This is a genomic window from Candidatus Competibacteraceae bacterium (genome assembly GCA_016713505.1).
Classification (GTDB): Bacteria; Pseudomonadota; Gammaproteobacteria; order Competibacterales; family Competibacteraceae; genus Competibacter_A.
Genome location: JADJPA010000001.1, coordinates 1 through 22623 on the forward strand (window position 1 = coordinate 1; position 22623 = coordinate 22623).

Annotated in this window: 25 protein-coding genes and 7 pseudogenes; 20 read left to right on the plus strand and 12 right to left on the minus strand. The window is 59.3% G+C overall.

Features of this window, described 5'->3' with window-relative positions; translation table 11 throughout:
• Positions 1-321 precede the first annotated feature (321 nt).
• The 17 genes and pseudogenes from IPK09_00005 (at position 322) to IPK09_00085 (ending at position 8819) form a co-directional block, all read left to right on the plus strand.
• Positions 322-489: a hypothetical protein gene (locus IPK09_00005; protein ID MBK7982003.1), complete on the plus strand. Its 168-nt coding sequence runs from the start codon at positions 322-324 to the stop codon at positions 487-489.
• A gap of 274 nt (positions 490-763) precedes the next feature.
• Entirely contained in the window at positions 764-1099 is a 336-nt protein-coding gene (locus IPK09_00010; GenBank protein ID MBK7982004.1) for a hypothetical protein, read from the plus strand.
• A 138-nt stretch (positions 1100-1237) separates the two neighbouring features.
• Positions 1238-1540 carry a hypothetical protein gene (locus tag IPK09_00015; protein MBK7982005.1) on the plus strand — a complete coding sequence of 101 codons (303 nt, stop codon included), beginning with the start codon at positions 1238-1240 and terminating at the stop codon, positions 1538-1540.
• Between the two features lie 392 nt (positions 1541-1932).
• Positions 1933-2115: a hypothetical protein gene (locus IPK09_00020; protein MBK7982006.1), complete on the plus strand. Its 183-nt coding sequence runs from the start codon at positions 1933-1935 to the stop codon at positions 2113-2115.
• A 23-nt stretch (positions 2116-2138) separates the two neighbouring features.
• Complete coding sequence (locus tag IPK09_00025; GenBank protein ID MBK7982007.1) at positions 2139-2399, plus strand: hypothetical protein; 261 nt, start codon at positions 2139-2141, stop codon at positions 2397-2399.
• Complete coding sequence (locus tag IPK09_00030; GenBank protein MBK7982008.1) at positions 2396-2686, plus strand: hypothetical protein; 291 nt, start codon at positions 2396-2398, stop codon at positions 2684-2686. Before IPK09_00025 ends, IPK09_00030 begins: the two co-directional genes overlap by 4 nt.
• A 252-nt stretch (positions 2687-2938) precedes the next feature.
• Positions 2939-3118 carry a hypothetical protein gene (locus IPK09_00035; protein MBK7982009.1) on the plus strand — a complete coding sequence of 60 codons (180 nt, stop codon included), beginning with the start codon at positions 2939-2941 and terminating at the stop codon, positions 3116-3118.
• A complete protein-coding gene (locus IPK09_00040) occupies positions 3048-3386 on the plus strand; it encodes a phosphatase PAP2 family protein (protein MBK7982010.1) in 339 nt (112 codons plus the stop codon). Before IPK09_00035 ends, IPK09_00040 begins: the two co-directional genes overlap by 71 nt.
• Positions 3383-3565 carry a hypothetical protein gene (locus IPK09_00045; GenBank protein ID MBK7982011.1) on the plus strand — a complete coding sequence of 61 codons (183 nt, stop codon included), beginning with the start codon at positions 3383-3385 and terminating at the stop codon, positions 3563-3565. Before IPK09_00040 ends, IPK09_00045 begins: the two co-directional genes overlap by 4 nt.
• A pseudogene (locus IPK09_00050) lies at positions 3562-4502 on the plus strand (flippase-like domain-containing protein). The gene IPK09_00045 and the pseudogene IPK09_00050 overlap by 4 nt, the downstream one beginning before the upstream one ends.
• On the plus strand, positions 4495-4869 hold the full coding sequence (locus tag IPK09_00055; protein ID MBK7982012.1) for a hypothetical protein: 375 nt from the start codon (positions 4495-4497) through the stop codon (positions 4867-4869). Before IPK09_00050 ends, IPK09_00055 begins: the two are co-directional and overlap by 8 nt.
• Entirely contained in the window at positions 4826-5113 is a 288-nt protein-coding gene (locus tag IPK09_00060) for a phosphatase PAP2 family protein (protein ID MBK7982013.1), read from the plus strand. Before IPK09_00055 ends, IPK09_00060 begins: the two co-directional genes overlap by 44 nt.
• Positions 5110-6133, plus strand: a pseudogene (locus IPK09_00065) (glycosyltransferase family 2 protein). Before IPK09_00060 ends, IPK09_00065 begins: the two are co-directional and overlap by 4 nt.
• On the plus strand, positions 6126-6482 hold the full coding sequence (locus IPK09_00070) for a hypothetical protein (protein ID MBK7982014.1): 357 nt from the start codon (positions 6126-6128) through the stop codon (positions 6480-6482). The pseudogene IPK09_00065 and the gene IPK09_00070 overlap by 8 nt, the downstream one beginning before the upstream one ends.
• A gap of 113 nt (positions 6483-6595) precedes the next feature.
• A complete protein-coding gene (locus tag IPK09_00075; GenBank protein MBK7982015.1) occupies positions 6596-7189 on the plus strand; it encodes a hypothetical protein in 594 nt (197 codons plus the stop codon).
• A gap of 540 nt (positions 7190-7729) precedes the next feature.
• Positions 7730-8058: pseudogene (locus IPK09_00080) on the plus strand (HIT family protein).
• A 3-nt stretch (positions 8059-8061) separates the two neighbouring features.
• Positions 8062-8819 (plus strand): annotated as a pseudogene (locus IPK09_00085) (metallophosphoesterase).
• Positions 8820-8885: 66 nt separating this feature from the next.
• Here IPK09_00085 and IPK09_00090 read toward each other — a convergent pair.
• Positions 8886-9485, minus strand: a complete 600-nt coding sequence (locus IPK09_00090) for an OmpA family protein (protein MBK7982016.1) — start codon at positions 9483-9485, stop codon at positions 8886-8888.
• Positions 9486-10242: 757 nt separating this feature from the next.
• Between IPK09_00090 and IPK09_00095 the strand changes: the two are divergent.
• From IPK09_00095 to IPK09_00105, 3 pseudogenes are all read left to right on the plus strand, one after another.
• Positions 10243-11092: pseudogene (locus IPK09_00095) on the plus strand (NYN domain-containing protein).
• A gap of 69 nt (positions 11093-11161) precedes the next feature.
• Positions 11162-13260, plus strand: a pseudogene (locus IPK09_00100) (carboxy terminal-processing peptidase).
• A gap of 6 nt (positions 13261-13266) precedes the next feature.
• Positions 13267-14157: pseudogene (locus tag IPK09_00105) on the plus strand (ATP-binding protein).
• A 173-nt stretch (positions 14158-14330) separates the two neighbouring features.
• On the opposite strand, the gene IPK09_00110 reads toward IPK09_00105, so the two are convergent.
• From IPK09_00110 to IPK09_00160, 11 genes are all read right to left on the minus strand, one after another.
• The gene (locus IPK09_00110; GenBank protein ID MBK7982017.1) at positions 14331-15092 is read right to left on the minus strand and encodes a hypothetical protein; all 762 of its coding nucleotides are present in this window, start codon (positions 15090-15092) and stop codon (positions 14331-14333) included.
• A 122-nt stretch (positions 15093-15214) separates the two neighbouring features.
• Positions 15215-15925 carry a sulfotransferase domain-containing protein gene (locus tag IPK09_00115; GenBank protein ID MBK7982018.1) on the minus strand — a complete coding sequence of 237 codons (711 nt, stop codon included), beginning with the start codon at positions 15923-15925 and terminating at the stop codon, positions 15215-15217.
• Between the two features lie 2 nt (positions 15926-15927).
• Entirely contained in the window at positions 15928-16317 is a 390-nt protein-coding gene (locus tag IPK09_00120) for a peptidylprolyl isomerase (protein ID MBK7982019.1), read from the minus strand.
• Positions 16292-16816: a hypothetical protein gene (locus tag IPK09_00125; protein MBK7982020.1), complete on the minus strand. Its 525-nt coding sequence runs from the start codon at positions 16814-16816 to the stop codon at positions 16292-16294. The genes IPK09_00120 and IPK09_00125 overlap by 26 nt, the downstream gene beginning before the upstream one ends.
• A 128-nt stretch (positions 16817-16944) precedes the next feature.
• Positions 16945-18423, minus strand: coding sequence for a hypothetical protein (locus IPK09_00130; GenBank protein MBK7982021.1), 1479 nt, complete (start codon positions 18421-18423; stop codon positions 16945-16947).
• An 88-nt stretch (positions 18424-18511) separates the two neighbouring features.
• Positions 18512-18952, minus strand: a complete 441-nt coding sequence (locus IPK09_00135) for a hypothetical protein (GenBank protein ID MBK7982022.1) — start codon at positions 18950-18952, stop codon at positions 18512-18514.
• A 334-nt stretch (positions 18953-19286) separates the two neighbouring features.
• Positions 19287-20231 carry a hypothetical protein gene (locus IPK09_00140; protein MBK7982023.1) on the minus strand — a complete coding sequence of 315 codons (945 nt, stop codon included), beginning with the start codon at positions 20229-20231 and terminating at the stop codon, positions 19287-19289.
• Positions 20232-20233: 2 nt separating this feature from the next.
• Positions 20234-20656, minus strand: coding sequence for a hypothetical protein (locus IPK09_00145; GenBank protein MBK7982024.1), 423 nt, complete (start codon positions 20654-20656; stop codon positions 20234-20236).
• Between the two features lie 142 nt (positions 20657-20798).
• Entirely contained in the window at positions 20799-21842 is a 1044-nt protein-coding gene (locus tag IPK09_00150; GenBank protein ID MBK7982025.1) for a hypothetical protein, read from the minus strand.
• Between the two features lie 44 nt (positions 21843-21886).
• A complete protein-coding gene (locus IPK09_00155) occupies positions 21887-22081 on the minus strand; it encodes a hypothetical protein (protein MBK7982026.1) in 195 nt (64 codons plus the stop codon).
• Positions 22078-22611 (minus strand): glycosyltransferase family 2 protein, encoded by a 534-nt coding sequence (locus tag IPK09_00160; protein MBK7982027.1) that lies wholly within the window; start codon positions 22609-22611, stop codon positions 22078-22080. Before IPK09_00160 ends, IPK09_00155 begins: the two co-directional genes overlap by 4 nt.
• Positions 22612-22623: the final 12 nt, after the last annotated feature.

The window sequence follows — 22623 nt, forward strand, 5'->3', positions numbered from 1 at the left end:
ACAAGCTCGGATCATCGAAACCAAAAAGAACGAATATTGAGGGGAAGAACCGATGTACGCTGAAATTATGCTGGGCACCCGCCCCACGGGCCGGGGCCATCCGATCCGCCGACTACCGAGCGGCGGATTTTCGCCAGGAAATCGCGTTTTTCGAGGCGCGCTTGCGAGATGGGCGAAGAAGGCGATTGCGCCTACGAAGGCATCTCAGCCGCGCCTATGAAACGCTGTTGCGCGAGCGCCGCGACCCAGCTCTCTCCAATTGCGAGCCTGATCGTCCGATCTGGCCAGTTCTCGCCTCCGGCTGGCAAGAAATCGTTTATCATGCACGGTCGATCCTCGAAACTGTTGGCCGGTAAACGAACCGGCGGAGACGTCGCCCGGAAAGCTTTATTTCGCGCCGTCGCGCTGCTCGGTTCGCTGCTGTTGGTGGTGTCGCGCCGGCGGCCAACTCTGAGTAGTCTGCCCGTCAATCCTTTTAAGGCCCGCTAGCGAAAGTGTCCACGGGTTCCGGGTTTTCATCGGCGATGCGGTCATGCGACCTTGACCGCCACCGGCCCAGGAACGCCTATCAGATGAGCGCTCAGGTTCCGGCCTACGGTTTATTGGCTGCGCTGGTTTCAGGCAGATCGACGAGCAGCATGAGCGGTGAAATTCGCGATGGCGCTGTCCGCCCAACCCCAATACGAAACGACGGGTGGAGACACCTAAGAAAAAGCAACGGCGGGAATTACTGATTGGCCGGCGCAGCAACCGGCCAGCGATAATGATGAAAGCCACGCTGCCGCTGTCGCCCGGCGTACTGAACCCGTTGAGCTTGAAATTTGCGGGTCATGTGGACGGTTGCGGCGCGGTGATTTTCCTTCGGAGTTGTCTCCCGGACGGGATCGAACTGGATTCTATCAGATCCAAGAACGAAGGCGAGGAAACGCTGGGACTCGGTCGGCAAACTGCGCGGCGGATCAGTCAACCAAACCCGGCAAGACAAACTCCGACGGCTGGTCCGCGCCCGGAGTTGGGTTATATGCCGGTGCGGCCCACGCTACGAAAGGATGAGAAGGAGGTGCTGCGCATGGAACCTCGGGCGGTCGAACGTCCCTGAATTTGGCCGCCGGCAAACTTTCTTAGCAATGCGGTTCGATCGTTTTCGGTTCTCCGGCGTCGTGAAACGCGACTGGCCGCTGATGGGTGGCTGGCGCTGGCGCTGTGGGGCCAGCTTCTCTCATAAGCTTTCGGCGCGGTGCCGGGGCTGATCTGGATGAAGGCGTTCGGTCAGGCCACCCGTCGAATGTTCTTGCGCGACGATTTCGGTTCGACTTATCTCAACCAGTCGGCCGCGTTACGACAAACCCATTCTCAGCTATTGGCTGCGCAAGCAGCTCGGCGGTACGGCTTTTTGGAGTCGATGAATGGGTCTGGCTCCGCTCCGTCGGCGCTGGCCGCCACCGCCTGGACCTTGGTGGTTTTTCTGTTCGGGCGTCGGGTGGCCGGCAGCCGTCGGGAGCGACGATGGCGCTGCTGCTGGCGACCTCGCTGGCGGTGACGGTGATCGGCAAGGCGGCCACCCGCTGATCCCCTTGCTCAATCCGCTTTGTTGTCGGCCAGTCTGCTGGCGTTGTATCTCTATCTGCGCGAAGGGCACGGGGTTGGCTCATGGCGGCGGCGGCGGCGATGGCCTTGGGGTTCCTGACCAAGGGTCCGGTTGCGGTGGCGATTCCGCCGCGGTCAGCTGGCGTACTGCGCCAGTCGGGGCGAAGGGGCGGCCTGGCTGCGGCTGGCGGTGGACTGGCGGGCCTGGGGCTTGTGTTTTTCTCGGTCGCCGCGCCCTGGTATATCGTGCAATATCTGCGCGAAGGAGAAGGATTTTTTTGGGCTTTTTCTCAGCCACAATCTGGGTCGCTTCCAAGAACCGCTGGAAGGGCACGGCGGCGGTTGGTGGTATTACCTTCCGGTGTTGTTGGTGGGGTGTTGCCCTATACCGCCCTGCTGCTGCGGGTGCTGGGCCGCTGGCGGGAAACGCTCGCCGATCCGCTGGGCCGCTATTTGCTGATCTGGTTCGGGCTGGTGTTCGTGCTGTTTTCGCTGGCGGCCACCAAGCTGCCGCATTATCTGATCTAGCAAACACCGGGCTGTTTCTGTTGATGGCCCCGGATTTGGACAGCCTGCCGGGCGGTTGGTCGCTGTTGCCGCAACTGCTGTTTCTGGCGCTGTTGTTGGTTTTGCCGGCGGCGGTGGCGGTGGCCTTGCCGCGCGTGCGGGATGAATTGGTGCGCGCCCAACTCGAAGGCTTGCGTTTCCGCTCGCTTATTATCTCTGCTGTTGGTGGGGCGTTGCTGCTGACGGTCTATTGGATGCGCGAGCCGCGGATCGCATTGGCTTATAAAATGCTAGCCAGCGGTTGACGCTGGTTTTCCGGGTCTCCAATCAAGTGCCGCTGGTGGTCAGCGTCCGGCAACTACCGGTGAAGGAGGCGGGTTTGTTGGCGCGTCAACTGCAAGCGCCCGCGGTGATGTCGGGCATCAATGCGCCAAGCTTCAGCGTTTACAGCGGGCGGATTGTCGAGCGTCGCGAGCCGCGTCCCGGCGACGGTGCTGACCCAAAGCGCGCGTTTGCCGGCGCTGGCCTCGCACGAAACGCTCTACCAGCAACACGGGATCGCGCTGGCGCGGATCTCACCGACCGTTGCTGACGACGAGGCTGCGTCGCGTGCGCCGGCCACGGCCCGTTCCTTTAACCCACCGGGCCAACGCCGTGATGCCTGCCCGGCGCCAGTACGCTCGCCGCTGGAATCCCTGGTATTGGGATTTACCGCTGGCGGCGCTGGCCGGCATGGTGGCGATCGCCGTATTACAGCGAATGAGCCGCTGTTTTTGGGATTCAATCGGTTGAGCGCGTCTACTGGCGACGGATTCGGCCAACTTAACCGTTCCGGGGGGATGCCTTGATTGCACTGACGCTATTTTTGCCGCTGGTGCGGCGTTGGCCGGAACTGGTTTGGGCGGGAGTGCTGGCGGAGTGCTGGACCTTCCTGTTCGTGCACGGTTTCAAACATTCGCTGGCTGTGCCGCGTCCGGCGTCGCTTGGCCAGAGCAGTTTCACGTCATCGGTCGGGTTTTGCTGACCCTTTCGTTTCTTCGGGCCATGCCGCCACGGTGGCCATGTTGACCGGTGTTATCGTTTTACATTTACCGGATGACCGGCGCCGGCGCTGGTCTTGGCTGCTGCTGGTCTTGGCCGGTCTGGTCGGCCTGTCGCGCGTCGTCGTCGGAGCGCACTGGCCGCTGGATGTGCTGGCCGGTGTGACGGGCGGTTGGCTGGCGGCGGTGCTCGGTACCGTTTGGGCGCAGCGTTGGGCTTGGGCGTCACGCCGGCCGGGCGGCGTTGGTTGACCCTACTGCTGGTCGGTTGCGCCCTGAGCGCGCTACTGTTTTACCGGACGGGTTATCCGCAAGCCGACCTTTTGCAACGTATTTTGGCGTTGTTGGTCTTGCTGGGGTCGCTTATCAACTGGCGGTGGAGCGCCAGGAAGCAGCGCGCCTCAGAACCGAAACGGATCGATGTTGAATGACCGCCAACGTTCGGTTGTGGTTCGGCCTGGCCGTCTTGGTGCTGGTGATAGCCGGCGTCCAGTGGCTGATCGGCTGGAGCCAACTTCTGATGCTCTGGCGCTTCATTTCCGCCCGCCGCTCTGGTGTCGGCGGCGCTGTTGACTTCTGGGGTAGCTATGCCGTGCGGGCGCTGCGGTTGTACGATTATTTTCTGCCGGTCACGCACGGCGGGTTTTGTGGCCTGCCTCAAGCTGACCCTGTTGCACAACCTGTTCAATAATCTGTTGCCGATGCGAACCGGAGAAGTATCGTTTCCGGTGCTGATGACCCGCTATTTCGCCACGCCGCTGGCTGGTTCGCTGGCCGCGTTGCTATGGTTTCGCCTGATGGATTTGCACGCTTTGGCGGCGGTGGCGTTGCTCGCCGTCGGTGGTCGCTGGTTGGATGTGGGGTGGGCGGGCTTGCTGACAGCCGTTTGGTTGGGCCTGCCGTGGTGGTCGTTCCGGTTGAGCAGCGCCGGCGTTGGCCCGGTTGGGCCAACGTTTGCCGGCGCGTTGGCGAGAGCGGCTGGCGCGAGCGCGAGCAGGGCTGCCGCAAACCCCGACCGCATTTTGGCGGGCTTGGTTGTGGACGCAGCTCAACTGGCTGGTGAAGTTGGCGGTGTTCGCCTGGATTTTGCGGCTGTTTGCGCCGATGCCGGGGCGGCGGCGGTGATGGGCGCCATCGGCGGCGATCTGACCAGCGTGTTGCCGGTGCACGGCGTTGCGGGCGCGGGGACCCTGCGAAGCCGGGGTCGTTGCGGCCCTGACGCCATTCGACATACCGACGGCGGCGGCGTTGGCGGCGGCGGTCAACCTGCATCTGTTCATGCTCGGCTTGTCGTTGCTTGGCGGCGCGCTGGGGTTTTTGCTGAGCCATGATCGACCCGCCGCCGGACTGCTGCGCCACAATGGATGAACGCTTGCTGCTATGGGTCAACCAAGGTTGGGGCCAGCCGTTGCTGGACGGGCTGTTCTGGTGGGTGTCGCAGCGGCTGTGGTTTGCTTTACCCCTGGCGTTGATCCTGCTGTACGATAGCGTTCGCCGTTGCGGTCGCGGCGGCCTGCGGTGGTTCCTGATGCTGGCGGCGACGGTTGCCGTCGGTGATGTACTCGGTGATCTGCTCAGGGGGAATGGTTCGCCTGAACCGCGTCCGTGTCAGGCCGTCTTCGAGCAGTTGCGCGCCCTTGGCGGTGCGGTGGCCGACCGTTGTGGTACTGCCCTGAACGGAACGCCGTCCAATCACGCCATCAACTTTTTGCCGCCGCGAGCTTCGTCGCGATAGTGACCCCTGGCGCGGCTGGCGGGTCGGCCTGTGCGCCGCCGCGCTGCTGGTGGGCTTGTCGCGCATCTATTTGGGCAAGCATTATCCCAGTCAGGTTCTGGCCGGCGCGGTGATCGGCGTAGCAGTCGGCGGCTTGGGGGCGTGGTTGGTCGTCCGTTATCCAACGGTTTTCAGCCCGCCGCTTGGAGATCGAACCCGCCCACCGTTCCGTTCTTCCGCCGCCAACCGAGAGCTCGATGAATGAGTCAAGCCGATCCTGATGCCATCCCGCCGCCGCACCGGCTGTCGCTGGTGGTGCCGCTCTACAACGAACGAGACAACGTTGACCCCTTGCTGGCGGGGATTCACGAGGTGTTGGCGAATTATCCCTATCCGTGGGAACTGATCGCGGTGGATGACGGCAGCAGCGATGGCACGGCGGAACGGTTGGCGGCGGAAGCGAGCCGTTTCGGCGCTCACGTTCGGGTCCTCACCTTGCAGCGCAATTTCGGCCAGACCGCCGCGATGCAGGCCGGCATCGACGCCGCGCGCGGCGACGTGATCGCCACGCTGGACGGTGATTTGCAGAACGACCCAGCCGATATCCCCGCTTGGTCGGACGGCTGCCTCAACGAAAATCTCGATCTGGTGGTCGGCTGGCGGCGGCATCGCCAGGATAACGGTGGTTGCGCACCATCCCATCGCGAATCGCCAACCGCCTGATCGGCAACATCACCGGGGTCCGCTTGCACGACTACGGGTGCAGCTCCTGGTCTATCGCGCCGCCGTGATCAAGCAGGTGCGGCTGTACGGTGAAATGCACCGCTTCATTCCGGCCTGGATGTCGGTGCAGACCGCCCCAGCCGCATTCGGGAGGAAGTGGTCAACCACCGCGCCCGCCAGTACGGAGAATCGAAGTACGGGATCGGTCGGACCTTTCGGGCGGTGGTGGATTTGCTCTCCGTCTACTTTTTCTGCGGTTTCTGACCCGGCCCGGCCATTTTTCGGCCGGATCGGTTTGGCCAAGCGGGGAGCGGGCTTGCTGGTTCTAGCTTCTCTATTCGTGCAGAAATTGTTGTTCGCCGCCAATATCGGTACTCGACCGTTGTTGCTGGTCGGTGTCTTGCTGGTGCTGATGGCCGTGCAATTCCTCACCACCGGAGTGCTGAGCGAACTCATTACCCGCACCTATTTTGCCTCCAGCGCCAATTCGTCCTATGCCGTTCGCCCGGATGGCTCCCAGGAGTTGACCGCCGAGGCCGGTTGGCGGATGCCGCATGGTTGAGCCCTCATCCGCCGTCGCGGCCGACGCGGCGCCAGTCGCCTTGCGCGATATAGCGCTGTTGGCGGGATTGGCTGTGGTTTTGCCCATCTTGCGCTGCTATATCGCCGAAGCCGGCGGTTTCGATCTGCATTTCGACGAAGCGCAATATTGGGAATCGGTCGCAACAGCTCGACTGGAGCTACTACTCCAACGGTCCGCTGGTCGCTTGGTTGATTGCGGCGAGTACGGGCCTGTTCGGTCACTACGAATGGCAAGTGCGGCTGTTTGCAGGCTGGCTTACGATCTGTTCCTGCTGCTGTTGTTTGGGTTCGCGCGCCAGTTCTGGCAAAGTCGGCGAGCCGGCTGGTGAGTGGTGGCTCTCGGCCTGACCACGCCGCTGTATTTCCCGCTCGGCCAGGTCGTGACCACTGACGTATTCCTGTTTGTCTGCTGGACCTGGGGCTGTGGGCGGCGTGGCGAGCGTTGTACCGGCACCAGGACTCGGCGTGGTACGAGCTGGGCGCGGCGGTGGGCATCGGCGGTTTGGCCAAGTTCAGCATCGGCTTGTTGCCTTTTTTTCTTGGGGTTGGCTTTGTGCTTATGCCGGCCGGCCGCCGTGTCGGCCGCTGGCCACCTGGGGTGGCGTGTTGCTGGCGCTGTTGGTTCAGCCAGGTCCTGCTGTGGAATGCCGCGCATGGTTGGCCGATGTTGCACCACGAGCAAAGTCATGTCCTCAATGTGACCGAGGAGGGCGGCTGGGAAGAAAATGCGGGCGATCTGCTGGAATTTCTCGGTGGGCAGTGGTTGGCGCTTTCACCGCTGGTCGCCGTGGCGCTGTTGCGCGCGCTGGCCCGTCCGCCGCGTCCGGCCGAGCAGCGCTGGCTCTGGGGTTTTGCCAAAGCCACGGTCAGTAAGGTGCAGCTGAATTGGCCCGCGCCGGCCTATATCGGCTTGCTCTTGTTGCTTGCCGGTCGGATCGATGGGTTGACGGATCGCTGGCGACGGTGGGTGGTGGCGGGCGTGGCGAGTTCGGTGCTGCTGTTGGTGGTCGCCTTTTCCCGCTGTGCTTTGGGCTAGCGTCGACCAAGGCGCCTTTCAAGGATTTGCGCGGTTGGCGGGAGTCTGTTGCCACGGTGGCGCAACAGGCTCAGTCGGTACAGTTTCTGATGGTTCCTAGCTACCATTTGGCGGGAGGCGTCGCATTTTACTGGCCGGAACGGCTGTCGGTTCATCCGGTCGCGGAGAACCGTCGTTTCAGCCAGCACGATTTTTGGCCGGGTATCGAGCGAGAGGCGGGTCGCGATGGTGTTTACGTAACGACCAACGATTCTTTGCCCCCGCGCTTGCTGCAAGCTTTGCCAGATGTCAGCCTTTGCCGCCGGTGCCGGCCGTCGCCCGAGACGGCGGCGTCCTGCGAACGCTTTATTCGTGGCGTTGCGAAAGTTATCGGCCGATCGCCTGGCCCAAACCGGTTCATTACTAACGCTGTTCCCTTACTCACACTGTTTTTCAGGAAATCCCGATCATGTCAGAGCCTAGCCACTGCATTTTCTGCAAAATCCGCGCGGGGCGATCCCGGCGACCAAGATCGACGAGGACGACGCGACCTTGACGTTCATGGATATCCAACCCGCCAGCCCTGGCCATGCCCTGGTGATTCCCAAACGCACGCCGCCAATCTGTTCGAAATCGCTGGGGACGAGCTGTCCGTGGTCACCCGGACCGTGCAGCGAGTCGCCCGCGCGATGCACAAGGCGTTGGCCCTGGACGGCATTCGCATCGTTCAGACCAACGGCGCCGCCGCCGGGCAAAGCGTGTTTCACTACCACGTTCATCTGATACCGATGCAAGACGGCCAACGAATCGGCACGCACGGCCGCGCGCCGGCCGATCCCGAGCAACTTAAGACGCTGGCGGCGAGGATTCGTGAGGCGTTGGAGGGCTAAGGCGTGAACCTGCATGTGCTTTCAGATCTGCACTTGAACGTGGCCGCTCTGGAGGTACCGAAAATCGATGCCGATATCAGCGTGCTGGCGGGAGATATCGCCCGTCCGAACGAAGCGATGGGCTGGGCTGCGAGTCCAGAACGCCCCGTGGTTTATGTTCCCGGCAACCACGAATTTTATGGCGGCGCTCTGGAGGGAACGGTGCGGGAACTCAAACGGCTCAGTGCGAATACCTGTGTCAAAGTGTTGGATTGCGACGAAGTTGTGCTCGGTGACGTGCGTTTTCTAGGCGCGACCCTCTGGACCGATTTCCTGCTGTTTGGCGAAGGCGAACCACGGGAGTGGGCAATGGTGCAAGCGCGGCTTTGGGTGCGCGATTTCCACCGAATCTACGTGGATGAAAGTTGGAGCAGCTTTTTTCACCCGCTGCCGCGATAGCGTTGTTCGCGCGTCATGCCGCTTGGTTGCAGGGCAAGTTAGACCAACCGTTTCCAGGTCCGACCGTCGTTGTGACCCATCATGCGCCATCGCCCCAAAGCCTGCATCCGCGCTTTGCGAATGCGGCGTTGAGCGCCTGCTTCGTATCCGATGTGGAATATTTGATGGGCAAAGGCCGCGTGGCCTTATGGATTCACGGCCACACTCACGACAGCTTCGATTACACCGTGAACGGCACCCGCGTGGTCTGCAACCCGCGCGGTTACGTGAAAAATGGCGTGAGCGAGAATGCGGCGTTCGACCCTGAACTGATTGTCGAGGTCGGTCAGGCGGACCGCCTCAACGCGGAGACCGCAAGCCGGCCTCCGCTGATCCAAGCAGCTAGCGAATCAAGGCCGAACCCGGCGCATCCGGTCGCCGCGCTGGCGGTACAGGATGATTTCCACCCGGCGATTGAGCTGTTGGCCTTCGGCGGTGCTATTGCTGGCCACGGGTTCCCGTTCGCCGCGGCCCTCGGGATGCAAGCGGGAACCTTCGACGCCCTCGGCTTTCAAAATAGTGGTCACGCTTTCCGCGCGGCGTGCCGACAAGTCGAGATTGTGGCTGTCCGAACCCGTGCTGTCGGTATAGCCCGCCACGTTGGCGTGCAGCCGAGGGCGGCGCGACATGATGCGGGCGACCTGGCGTAGGGTGGGGGCAAAGTCGCGGCTGATATCGGCGCTGTCGCGCTCGAATAAGACCTCGCTGGGCAAGCGCAACCGCAAGTTGCCGTTAGACATCCGTTCCACCCGCATCCCGCGGCGCCGGTATTCGGGCGTGATGATTTGGTCGATTTCGCCTTGAGCGCTGCCCATGCCCTCATCTTCTTCACCGGATTTGTTGTTGAAGCCGGCATTGGGCGCGGCCGCGCCGGCATCGGGCGCGAAAAACCCTGGGATGAAAACTAACCAGGCCAGCAGGCCAAGGCTGGCGATACGCGATACCATCATGATGCTGGACTCCTAATGATTGTTATCGAGAGAGAATTCGCTCGCACAATTCTCAGTTTTACCTGCTTGCGGCCAGTTGGGTGATTTGCTCGGCCACTCTTTGGTATATAGAGACAAAAGATGGCGATGACAAGCACTAATGAGCGGATAAAATGGTCTATGCTTTGCGAGCGCTGGCTTGTGGCAAGCTTGCGAAAGCGGCTGTTTCTCCTGTTATCGGTAGCGTCAGGGAGGTTCGGGCCGACGGCGCTAAGGCTGACTCAGCCTCGGTTTGTGACACGCTCCCTGAAATCCTTTCAGCTCGTGCATAATGCCCGGATTCTAGCTAAAGGTCCGCTCGGCTCCTCTAGAACGGTCGGCGACCTAAATGGCCTGGACTCCTCATCTGGCGGGCTGACTTACAACATTGTCACTTTTTAGCCGCGCCGTTATCCCCGTGTTCCGTGGTCGGTTCCGAGCGGTAGCGCCAGCCGCGACCGCAGGCTATGGCCGCTGCAATTGCACCCGATTGATTCCGGCCGTTGCCGGCTGTGCTGCATCGGGCGTGAGGCTGGCGTGGACTGTGCGATTCGAGATCGAGCCGGCGGCTAAAGCTTGGAACCGGCTTTAAGGCTTTCTTGCTGAGGATGTCCGTCACGTTGTTCAAAAATAGACTGATAAATGGCGGTTTAGTGACGATTTTGTGATAATGCATCTAAACCGCCTTTGGTAAGGTCTGCGCGCGTTAATCATCGAGTTTGAGAAAATCCTAAAAATTATGACTATCAATTTCAAATCCCTTGCCAAGGTGGGCGTTTATGTGGACGCTGCCAACATTTCGCGCAACGGAGGGCAGCGCATGCAATACGATGTGCTGCGCGAGTTTGCCTGTCGCGATCAGGCCGAGCCGTTGCGGTTGAACGTGTATTTGTCCTATGACGAGGGAGCGCGCCGAAACCAATATGGTTTATCGTGACAAGGCGCGCTCTTATCAGTCCGCCTTGCGCGAGCTGGGTTATAAGGTCATCGAGAAGCGGGTCAAATGGTTTCAGGATGAAGCGGGCAACCGTTACGGGAAAGCCAACGCCGATCTCGACATGGCCGTGGACGTGTTGTTGCAATCCGAAAATCTGGACCGGGTTTTATTAGCCACCGGCGATGGTGATTTCGTGCAGGTGGTACGCGCCTTGCAAAACAAAGGCTGTCGAGTGGAAACCCTGGCCTTCGACAACGTGTCTGAAGAATTGCGCCGCGAATCGGACATCTTCGTGTCGGGCTATCTAGTGCCGGGATTGCTGCCGACCCGTGGCGATGATTATTTCGCGCCGGTCTGGGGTTCCATGGGGTCGCGAGTGCGCGGCTATTGTTACCATCACGACGACAACAAGAGTTTTGGCTTCATGCGGTTTCTAGTGAAGTTATCGCCTTTTCTGTGGAAAACGGATTCCAGGGATTCGGAATCACCCTATCGAACGGCGTTTTTTCATGACTCCAGCTTGCCCGACGGCTTCAACGTCATGAAACTGCCGTCCCGCAACCATATTTTTGAGTTCACATTGGCCGAACCGAACGGCAAGCAGCCCGTCGCCACCGATATCATCCTCGTGCATCCCATCGTCTTGCCCTGAGGGGGATCGGTCGGCGCGACGTGTCGAGATACGTTCCTGTCGAGAAGCACCATGCGCAATCTTCGAACTTTGAAATTTTTGGCGCCCCTGACTCTAGCCCTGACGGTCAGTCTGTCCTGGACCTTTGCCAAGACCGCCGATCCGGTCGCGGATGTCCCGGTCAAGGCGCTGGCGCCGACCTCCCAGCTGACGTCGCTGGATCAAACGATTTCCAAGCTGCTGTCGCAGTATCATTACCGGCAAAGCAAGCTCGACGATCACCTGTCCTCGCTCATCTTGAGCATGTATCTCGACGATCTCGACTTCAGCCGCGTTTATTTCCTGGCGAGCGATATCGCGGCTTTCGAGCGCTATCGCACCACGCTGGACGACGCCTTGAAGAACGGCAACCTGCAACCGGCTTACGACATATTCAACGTCTATCTGCGGCGGCTGGAGGAACGGACCGCGCACGTCCAGACCCTGTTCAAACAGGAGTTTCGGTTCGACCTCGATGAATCGCTGGAGGTGGATCGCAAGGATGCGCCCTGGGCCAAGACCCCAGCGGAGCTCGACGAGATTTGGCGCAAGCGTCTCAAGCACGAGCTGCTGACGTTGATGCTGTCCGGCAAGGATCAAGCCGCCGCCCGCGAGCTGTTGATCAAGCGCTACGACAATCGGTTGCGGCAGGCGCTGCAATCCAGCAGCGATGACGTGTTCCAACTCTACATGAACGCCGTCGCCCAGGCTTTCGATCCACACACCGCCTATTTTTCGCCGCGCAACACCGAAAATTTCAATATTCAGATGCGGCTATCGTTGCAAGGCATCGGTTGCGTGTTGCGCATGGACGAGGAACAGGTGACGGTGGTCGAGTTGGTGACCGGCGGCCCGGCCGATCTCAGCCAGCAGATCAAGGCCGGCGACCGGATCGTGGCGGTGGCGCAGGGCGAAAGCGGCCCCTGGGTGGATGTGGTCGGCTGGCGGCTGGACGATGTGGTGGATCAAATCCGCGGCCAGCGCGGCTCGGTGGTGCGCTTGAAGATCGCACCCGGCAAAGCCAGTGTGGCGGCGACCGAAAAGGCCGTGCGCTTGGTGCGCGACACCATCAAGCTGGAAAAACAGGCCGCCAAGAGTGAGATCAAGACGCTGCGCGGGGCCAACGATCGCGAGCTGCGAGTCGGGGTGATTACCATTCCGGCCTTCTACAGCGATTTCGACGCCGCCCGGCGCGGAGATCGCAATTACCGCAGCACCACGCGCGACGTGCGCGTCCTGCTCGATAACTTGCGGGGCAAGATCGACGGACTGGTGCTGGATTTGCGCGAGAACGGCGGCGGTTCCCTGCAAGAGGCAGTGGATCTGACCGGCTTGTTCATCGGCGACGGACCGGTGGTCCAGGTTAAAGCGCCAGCAACGATGATGCGGAGATCGAGAAGGACCGCGATCCCAGTCAAGCCTACGACGGGCCTTTGGCGGTGCTGGTCGATCACGCCAGCGCCTCCGCCTCGGAGATCTTTGCGGGCGCCATTCAGGACTACGGGCGCGGGATCGTCATCGGCGATCCGACCTTCGGCAAGGGCACGGTGCAGACCCTGGTGGATTTGAACAGACTGACTCGGGCCAAGGAACCGCAGGGTCAGCTCAAACTGACCATTGCCAAGTTCTACCGGGTCAGCGGTAGCAGCACTCAGCACCGCGGCGTGCGGCCCGATATTGCCATTCCTTCGGTGGTGGACAGCGAGGAAGTCAGGGAAAGCGCGCAGAAGAACGCCTTGCCCTGGGATGAGATCGCACCGACCCGCTATCGCGGTGATCGAGGGTTGGCGAATCTGCTGCCGGAGCTGGCGCGGCGCCATCAGGTGCGCATCGACGGCAACGCCGACTATCAAGCCTTTCTGCGGGATTTGGAATTTACCCGGCAACAGCGCGAGAAAACCACGGTGTCTTTGTTGGAAAGCCAGCGGCGGGCCGAGCGGGAGCGTATCGAGACGTGGCAACGGGAGCGGGAGAATCGGTTCCGGACGCTCAAAGGTTTGGCGCCGCTCAAGCCTGGCGACGACATTCCCGAGGGCAAGGACAGCGCGGTGGTGGATACCGCGCTGGATGAGAGCGCCCGTATCGTCGGCGATCTGATCGCGCTGAAGGGTTCCAGCGACGCGGCGAGCGCTTTGGTGATGGGGCGCTGACGAGTCATGCCGGGGGTGACTTTGACCCTCGATGGCGTCTTGGCCGAGCGGTTGGCCAGGGTGCTTGAGCGGTTGGAGGCCGTACTACCGGCGGCGCCAAAACTGTCCGACTGGGAAGACTATCGGGCTTTTCGCTGGCGGCGGATCGGCCAACGCGGTTACTTGCAGCCGGTCCGGCACCCTCACCGCTTGCGCTTGGCGGACCTGCGTCGGATCGACCGCCAGAAGGCGGCCCTGGATTTGAACGTCCGACAATTTCTGGCGGGACAGCCTTACAACAATGTGCTGTTGTGGGGTGCGCGGCACCGGTAAATCGTCGCTCGTCAAGGCGTTGCTCAACGAATATACCCATCGAGGCTTGCGGTTGATCGAGGTGGACAAGCATGATTTGCTCGACCTGCCCGAGATCGTGGAGCCTTTGTACGAGCGGCCGGAGCGGTTTTTGTTGTACTGCGACGATCTGTCGTTCGAAGCGGATGATCCCAGCTATAAAGCGCTCAAGGCGATGCTGGACGGTTCCATCAGCACCGCGCCCGACAACGTGTTGCTGTGCGCCACCTCCAACCGCCGTCATTTGCTGCCCGAGTATATGCGGGACAATCAAGAGACCCGGATTGTCGAGGGTGAATTACACCACGGCGAAGCGGTGGAGGAAAAATCTCGTTGTCGGAACGGTTCGGTTTGTGGGTATCGTTTCATCCGTTCAGCCAGGAGGACTATCTGGCGATCGTCGGCTACTGGTTGGATCAGTTGGGGTTATCGGAAGGGCTGGATGGGGCGGCGCACGCGGAGGCGCTCCGTTGGGCCTTGCAGCGCGGCTCGCGCAGCGGCCGAGTGGCCTGGCAGTTTGCCCGCGATTGGGTGGGGCGGCAGAGTGTGCAAAGCCATCCTGAGTGATTGGAACACAGGCAAAATCACTTTCTGGCGCATCCGCGCTGTGCTGTTCAGCTACCCCCAGATGGCTTCGGTTTGCTGAAGGATATCCAGGAAAGACCGGCGTTCTTCCAACAGGGAATGCTGGCGCGCCGTGTGACGAGCGGCTTCTAAAAAAGCATACCTTGCTGGCGGCATCAGGTGTAGCGCGTCGCGAGCGGCATGGAGTAGAGCTCAAGGGTATAGTCTGGTTGCAGGCAGTTTCGACCCGGCAGGCAAAACAAGCGGTTGCCAATGCAATCGGGACAAATGACCAGCGTTTCCAGCGCGAAACCTTCCAAAGCCGGCAGATAAAATCCCTCCGTCGGATTCGGTAACAGCAAAGCGATTCTGGCATTCCCCAGCAATTCCAGAAAATCAGCTCTTGCTAGCGGCTGGGTCAGCGCCTGCACGCGGTGGCCTGAGGTTTTGAGCCGCTGATGGATTTCCGTTGCCAACGCAGGTTGTTTGATCCCCACGATCAGAAGGTCGAGCCGGCGAGCCTCCCAGGCTGGCGGGGGTGGCAGCGCGGCGAGGTCGATGCCGTTAGGAATAGTGAATAAAGGGCCGTTGACTCGGCCGGTCGCTGTCAGGGCATCGGCGACCGGGGCGCTGACACAGATCCGAATGGCTCGATAGCTGAGGTATTGGTAAAGGGATTCGTTTGGGTCGGCATGGCGTACATGCTGGATCAGGTTGATCACCGGTTTGGGAGGAGAGCGACGCTGCGCTTCGCTGAGCACGGCCCAATCCATCCCTCCGAGAAACAGCATATCCGCTCGCTCGGCGGACCAGGCGGCTAACGCTTGACCGCGCATGGCCAACCAAGGGTTGGTGTCGTTCCAAAGCGTGTTGGTGGAAAAGGCGATGCACGGCTGATGATGCGCTGAATGCCGGACGTGATTGAAGTAGTCCCACACTTTTAGGTGGCCGCCGGTAAAGCCTAGAAAGTCTCTATAAAACAGGACTTTTTTCTGCGATGAGCGCCGCTTTCCCCCAGCTGGCCAAACCGCCCGAGCCCGCCATGCCTCATAAACAGCTTTCAGAAATTCAGCCACGCGCTCAAATCCAGGGCCAAATAGGTTGCCAGTCGTTCAATCCGCGGTTGGTACAGATCTTTCAGCACTTTTTTCAGCGAAGGACGCAGCGCATGGCCCGGTCCGACAAAAACTGGCTCGCGACAGCCGTGCTGCCGCAACCGCGAAGGGCTTTGCGGCGCGGCGCCGAGATGCTGAAAACAGTGATTCAATACTAATTCGGGTTCGAAGGCGATCCGCTCGAAACGAAGGATCAGCAACTGCGGGTCGGGAAACACCGAACGCCAAGTTTCTAGACAGGTCTGGTAGTCGCCGCGCCGGCGCGAGCCGGCTGAATGAAAATGGTCGCAAAACCACTGATCGCTGGCTTCTTCAAGGGTCATTTCCGAGCGTTGCAAGGCCATCAAGGCCGCTGACCACGCTCGCTCGACGGGATTGCGAATCACGTAAAGCAAGCGCACCCGAGGCGCGTGGCGATGGATTTCTCGGATCGTTTCAACCGGTAACATGCTGTAGGCAGGGGTTATCTCACCAGCGATAGCGTCGCTCCGGGCAAAGTGATCTAAATAGTTTTCAACCGCCGCCATGTCGTGGGGTCGGTTCCAGAAATGCGCTTCCTTGCCCAGAGGAAAGGCCAGTTGCGGGTGATGGTTGAACTGTTCGTACAACCAGGTGGTTCCGGCTTTTTGAGCGCCGATTCCTAGGAAATCCAGCATGATCAATGGCTGTTGAGCAAAGACTGCAAGGCGGGCTCGTCGAACGTCGCATTCGCGGGCGGTAAGTAGTCCAGCGCCCGTTGCGCCAGTTGGTCCTTGACGTAGTCTTGGCGCAGCTGCTGTTCGAGGGACTGTCGAACCTCATCGAAGCTTTGTAAGCGCGTTGGCTGATAGTCGAGCTTTTTGATGAGATGAAGCCCAAATTGCGTTTCCACCACATCGCTCACTTGGCCGGTTTCCAGCTTGGCTAGCGCCTCGGCAAAAGGCGCTACCACGTCGGTGCGCTTCAACCAGCGTTCCAAGTCGCCGCCTTTAGCGGCACTGGCGGTGTCGTCCGATTCGGTATTGGCCAAGGTGGCAAAATCTTCACCGGCTTGCAGGCGGGCTCGCAATTGTTCGAGGATTTGTCTTTTTTGGCTCGCGCTCGCAGGCGCACTCGACTTTTTTCAGGATATGAGCCGCCTTGAATTGCTCGGGTAATTGGAACTCATCGCGACGCACGGCGTAATGTTCGCGCGCGAGAGCGGCAAAATCAGGTAGCTGAATCTTTTTTCGAGTCTGTTCGCGCAAGGCTTCGGCCAAGATCCGCTGGCGCTCGACCACCAATTGCGCTTGCACCAAGGGCTCTTCGTCCAGCTTCAAGCGTTCGGCGGTGGCCACCATGTTTTTCGTTTGATAAATCCCGCTCAAGAAATTCTTGAGCGCTTCAGGCTTGGCCAGGATTCGAGCGCGTTCGGCTTCAGGTAGCAACAGCAGGCGTTGCTGTAGGTCTGATTGGGTGACGGCGATGTCGCTTGCTTTTAGCAGTACTTGGGGCTCGATTTCGGCGGCCCAGGCTGGCAATACGGCCAATAGCTGAAAGAATATTAATAAAATCAGTTTGTTGATCATTGGGATACTTTTGCTAAGATCATGTCAAAGCGCTGCAATGAAAAAGGCCCGCGCATGAGGCGGGCCTAAGGTACAGCTTTGAAAAACTCACCAATCAGCAGCACATCCGGGGATGTGCGCTGTTTGGGTTAGCGGATATAGGCGTTGTCAACGATGAAGGACTCGTTGAGGTTCGCGCCGGGAGAAGTACGGTTGATGACCGAGAATCCCGTGACAGGCAAAGCACGCGCGCCATTGCGGAAGTCGAGCTGCATCCAACCGTTTTCGCCCGGCAGGCTGAGGACGTTACCCGCCAAACGGCCTGGCATGGGCGACTTCAGAACGTTGGTCGAGGTGGCGGCCGCGGCGGCGCCGAAGGTCAGCACGTTGACTTCGGCGCACAGCTCGTTGCCTTGCGGCGACGGAGCCGGAGAGAACACCGCGCCACCAGCGGCGGCAACCCTCTGCTCTTCGCGATCATAAATGGTGTAGCTCACCGGATCGCAAGACCTGCCGCCAGCAAAGGCCTGAGTGAAGGGCGCGAGGCCCGCGGGCAAACCGGTACGACCCGTCGCGCGGCCCGAGAACTCGTGAGTGGCCGTATCAGCATAGAAGCGCTTGGTGGGGAAGGTGACAACCCAGTCCGACGCAACCGACCAGCCACCGGTCGCCGCGGAGGCAACGCGATTGGCCCACTGGTTGACGATGCTGGCCCGTTGCAGCACGAAGCTCACACCTTCCGCGCCCGTCGGTCCTGAAGCAACCGCGCCGGTGGCATCCAGAAGAACGGTGCCCGCCGTGGAGGCGGAAGCCAGCGTCGGCAAGTGGAAAGAAGCTGCAAAACCCACCTGGGCGGGCGGCAACTGCGCGGTGATCAGGCTGGGAGCGCCCGTGGAGAAATTCGCCAGGGTGGTGGCGCTGCCGCTGGCGTTCCAGCCGTTGGCCGCATTGACCAAGCTGAAGGCGCCTTTCAGAGGATTGGCGACGTAGCCGGGGAACGCGCCTTGCAGCTGGGCGAAGGTATAGCCGTTAAGCGAGAACAAGCTTTGCAAAACGCCACAGTTGACAGGTACGCGAGCCGCCGTGTGGATGGCGCCCGCCGCCAAGCCGGAGGGCGGTGACGAACCCATCATGGTCATGGTCACATAACCTTCCCGCATCCGATCGGTGTCGGCGGGACCGCCGTCGGCCGCCTGGACGCCGCCCGGTACGTTGGTGTAAGCCAATATGCCGTTGGCGCCGCTGCCTTGGAAGGGCTGCCCGGCGGCCGGAATCTGGGGGACCGTGCAGGAGGTATCGGAGGTCGAGAAGACCGGCACATCGCCGGGACCGTTCGACACCGTGCCGTTCCAGACATCCTTCGGCGACAGGACCACGTTGAAGTCAAACACATCGCGCGAGTTGTAGCCCTCGTGGAAGCGCACTTTGACCGCCACAATCTGATCGCTGGTGTTGGTGATGTTGAACAGGGTGTTCCAGCCGGCGCGAGTGGTGTAATAGGGGAAGATCAGCGACTGCCCCAGACCGTCGGTAGCCAGATTCACCGCCTGAGCGGATGGGACCATGCTTAGGCCACCCAAGACGGTGCCCACGGCCAGCGCCATTTTCTTGATATTACATTTCATCATCTTGAACGCTCCTTAGAGGATTCCAACAGAGATTAGGAAACAATCGGCTAACAGCTCATCACATTTAAGCGAAATCACCAACGCCCGATCATGTTTTGTCTTTAACCACGTACCACCACTGCCCGTCAACCCGCACCCAAGGTTCCTGAGTGTAGGTCTTCATTTCGATGGCATTCTCAGCTTGCGGCTGATGATACACGAAATGAATATTGATGCCGACCACGGCGGCGTCATCACTCTTGAAATCGACATCCACCACTTCAATGCGTCGCCAATCAACCCTGCCGACTGTGAATTGCCGATTGAAGGCCTCGAGCGAGAACAGGTTGCGGTACGCGGGTGAAGTCAAGGAGTACGCGGAGGCGAAATCCTTACGAATCAAGGCATCCCACTTAGCAGTAACCCGTTGTTCCAACGCTGCTCGCCGCTTTTCGACGCTATCCGGTCCCGGATCGGCTGGAACTGGAATCGCAGCGGGAGCAGCCGCAACATCCGTGTCGGCCGCTACAGGAAAAGCTAATAAAATCATAATCAGGCAGCATAAAGGATGCACTACATACTCTACCCATGCGGAACCTTAAGAACCAATCTACAACAATCTTTTCAATTTTACAACTCTTTTCAATTTTACAACAAACCAGTTGTCCTATTGTGCTGCTAGCCCCGGCAAGGGACGCTATAGCTTCCGAAAAACGCTGCTGCTTAAGCCCGGTGCCTTGCAAGGACGGAGGAAGCATAGTGGTTCCGCGCCATGATTCCTATAAATTAGTGCCGGTAAGATCGGCCGCTTTTTCTGTTCTGGCGGCGCAATGGCCACGATCGTATGCTTGCTTGTCAGGCTTGATGGTACGTCCGCTCATAAGTTACGGCGGCTGGGCAGTTAGCGTTTTTCTTAACAAGCGGTAATTTGGGAAGTCGAAACGCGGATCGGGTTCAAACCGGCCTGCCGCCAGAGCGTTTACCGCCCCAACCTCGTGCGGCCAAGCTGGGTCGTGAATGAGGATCAAATCCGGTGAATAATGCTTGAGCCACTCTGCAAATTTGCGCTCGCCGATAAATCGTGCGTTGAGCGGATTGACCAACCCCAAGATATCAATAATAGGTCGGTTGGAATACCAGCCGATAATACCGATCTCAACCATCGCTATTTGCGTGGTTTGCTCGGTATTCTGGCTAAGCCAGATGCCAATGTCTTTGTAGGGTTTGAAAGGCTCCCGCGCCCGCGCCGATATGCCGCTCGCCCAGTAGATCAGAATGGGCGCGAGTAATAGGAGCGGTAAATAGCTTAACCAACGGGGCGCATGAAAAATCGCGACCAGACTAGTGCCGGTTAAAAACAATCCTTCTGTGCAATAGATCATCATAAAAATGAAGTAAGGCGCATAATACCAGTGATAATTGGGTATGTTTAGCAAGAGGTAAAAGCAGGAGTAGCTAATCAGAAAAGCAAGTACGATAAAATGGGTTTCTCGATTTTCTGGTAGTCTGATGCTGCTTGAAAACCCTAGCGCCGCCAACGTCAAAACAGTAAAGAGATAAAAGTGATTGGCGCCAAAGATCAAGCGAGAGAGATAGCCGAAATCCAAAAAGAGCCAACCATCACCCCAGAGCCCTGACTGGCCCTGCCCTAGCTTGGCGCTGCCGGTAGCCGGTAGGAAGGCTCCATAGTACCACTTATTGAACAGTAGATTCACCGCGATGAAAATGAGTGGGATGATAAAGTAACGGTAGTCAGGAAGGCGGCGATATTTAATGAGGTAACCACCTAAAAAAGTGGCTATCAGGAAAATTCCTTCGGCGCGGGTCAAGATCAGCAATCCTGAAAAAGGCCAAGCCAAAAAAATTTTTCAATCTGGTAACAGTAGAGACTTAAGCCTATAAGTAGTATGAAAAGCGGAGTTTCCATGCCGTAGGTCAAGAAGAAATAAGGAAAAGTTCCCGCCAGGATGATGAATAGACACTTTGCCGCTAGCGGCCTTTTAGCGAAAAAAGTTTCCGATAATACAAGCAACGCTGAAGCATGAAGCAGCGCCGCCAATAAAATAGTGGCAACTTGTAAATCAGAGATTAAAACACCTGCCAAAATGAGCAGGTATGAATAGAGTGAAGAAGTTAGACCGTTAAAATAAACCCCTTCATTGTAAACTAGTCCTTCTCCATTCAAAAAATTCCTGACGTATCGAAGATAGATCAGGGCATCATCTAGCTGATAATGGCGGTTGACCCAGGCCAAATACAATAATGGTAGGCAACAGCAGAGAGAGATAAAAAAGTACGATTTATTATTTTCTGTCTTGCTGGGCAAAGACAGACTGGAAAAAGGGTCGGAGATCCCGGAGCCGCGCACGGTTGTGGTGTTGGAGATAAAATTAAAATTAGCCGTTCAGTTGGCAAGTCCAGGTCGGGGCGTAGAGGGTATGATGCAAGCCACCCACCAGCAACGGCACGCAGAGCAACAAGACGCTCCGACGCCAGCCCGCGGGCAATCCCTGCCATCCCAAGACCGCAATGGGGGCGGCGTACCACGTCCAATAAGTGATGATTCGCAGCGTCCAGTTATGGTCCCGCAGCCACGGCGTCAGCAGCAAGAACAGAGTCCCCAGCGCCATCAGAATCAAGCAAGCTTCCATAAAAAAATCCATGTTCGAAACCGGCTTTTGGATCAGCCGCCAAAAACCGGTGAGAAACAACACGGCCAGTAAAATATTCCCACCTTGATACCAGATGAGCTGAAATGGATTGACCGTTCGATAGATGGGACCGAGCCAAGCGTATTGCCAGAACAGAGCCAGCCCGACCAGCCCCGCCGTCAGCCAAGGTAACAACGGTAACGCCAGGCCAGCGCGAAGCCCGCCGACCAAGCGTTGGCCGATCTGGTAGGCGCGCAAGCCATGCAACGACAGCAGTATTCCCGCCGCGGCCAGCATCATCTGGCCAAAGAAAACGAAAGCGTGCGCGCCAAGGATGTGATTGCTACGGATGTCCAGCCAAACCAGGGGATACCACAGTCCGCCCAGCGCCAGACAAAGCGTCAGCCCCAGCAACAAAGCGGCCAGCGCACCGTAATCCGAATGGTTTTGGATGAACCGGCGCGCCCAGAAACCGAAGACCAGCACGGTCAGCACCACGAAGCTCAAAATGTGATAGCCGAAACAGAGCACCCAAACCAGGAAAAAAGCCGGACCACACGTACCGCGTTCGCGTAAATCACGATACGCCAGCCCAGCGCCGGCCGCCGCCAGCAACATGCCGAGCTGCTGCGGGCGGCCTTCCAGCCAAGGGCCGAGAAAATAACTGCCGGCGAACAGAAACGCCAAGCACCACCAAGCCGAACGGATATCGTTCAGGCTGGCGCGATAAAACAGCCACAAACCCAGCGGCAACACGAACGCGCTGTTCAAGGAAGCAACGGCGGCCACGAGCGGTCGGGTGGCCAGTCCGGTCCAGTCTCGCAGCTCGAAAATCAGCCCGGCATAGCCCGGTCCTGAGATCGGCCACGATCCCCGCCATCCAGCCAGTCGAAGATTTTCAGGTAATTCTGTTCGTCGGTTCCGCAGATCGGATAACCCAAAACGCAACGCGCATAAACCGTCAGCGCCGCCGTCAGTGCCAGGAGCGCGAGCAGCAGGGGGATCGAGCGTTGAGTGTGCTGGTTCAATACAAATCTCGCAGCGCACCCAGCGCATAGCCGCGCTCGTAAAACAGCCGGCTGATCCGCTGGCGGATCTCGCGCGGGGGAATCTGTCGTTGCTGCTGGATGGGCCGGCGTTTGCGGCGCATTCCTGGAATGCCGCGCACGAAGTCGCGGTACAGCCGAGCCACCACGCCGAGCTTACCCTTAACGGTGTAACGCAGCAGGATGGCGACGTGCAATACAACCATCCAGAATAGATTGCCGAGCAGAAAGCGGGCCGGGATGTCTTTGACCAGCACGAACAGCGAATTGCGAATGCCGTGATAGAGCACGAAATCGCTGTTGGGGCCGCCGCTGGAAATCGAGCCCTTGTGATAGACCAAGGCATCCTCGGCGTAAGCCGCCCGATAGCCCAGCAAGACCGCCCGCCACGCCAAGTCGGTATCTTCGGCGTAACAGAAAAAGTGTTCGTCGAAGTACTCGCCGGTCGCCTGATGGATGGCGCGCAATAGCTCGGCTGTATACAGCGCGCAGTTGCCGCTAGGCCCGAGCAAGGGATCATCCGG

Coding starts and splice junctions, on each gene's coding strand:
- IPK09_00090 (MBK7982016.1), bottom strand. CDS start 9,485: ATGATGGTATCGCGTATCGCCAGCCTTGGCCTGCTGGCCTGGTTAGTT.
- IPK09_00025 (MBK7982007.1), top strand. CDS start 2,139: ATGGCCCCGGATTTGGACAGCCTGCCGGGCGGTTGGTCGCTGTTGCCG.
- IPK09_00005 (MBK7982003.1), top strand. CDS start 322: ATGCACGGTCGATCCTCGAAACTGTTGGCCGGTAAACGAACCGGCGGA.
- IPK09_00070 (MBK7982014.1), top strand. CDS start 6,126: ATGGTTGAGCCCTCATCCGCCGTCGCGGCCGACGCGGCGCCAGTCGCC.
- IPK09_00010 (MBK7982004.1), top strand. CDS start 764: ATGATGAAAGCCACGCTGCCGCTGTCGCCCGGCGTACTGAACCCGTTG.
- IPK09_00115 (MBK7982018.1), bottom strand. CDS start 15,925: ATGCTGGATTTCCTAGGAATCGGCGCTCAAAAAGCCGGAACCACCTGG.
- IPK09_00055 (MBK7982012.1), top strand. CDS start 4,495: ATGGATGAACGCTTGCTGCTATGGGTCAACCAAGGTTGGGGCCAGCCG.
- IPK09_00135 (MBK7982022.1), bottom strand. CDS start 18,952: ATGATTTTATTAGCTTTTCCTGTAGCGGCCGACACGGATGTTGCGGCT.
- IPK09_00125 (MBK7982020.1), bottom strand. CDS start 16,816: ATGATCAACAAACTGATTTTATTAATATTCTTTCAGCTATTGGCCGTA.
- IPK09_00130 (MBK7982021.1), bottom strand. CDS start 18,423: ATGATGAAATGTAATATCAAGAAAATGGCGCTGGCCGTGGGCACCGTC.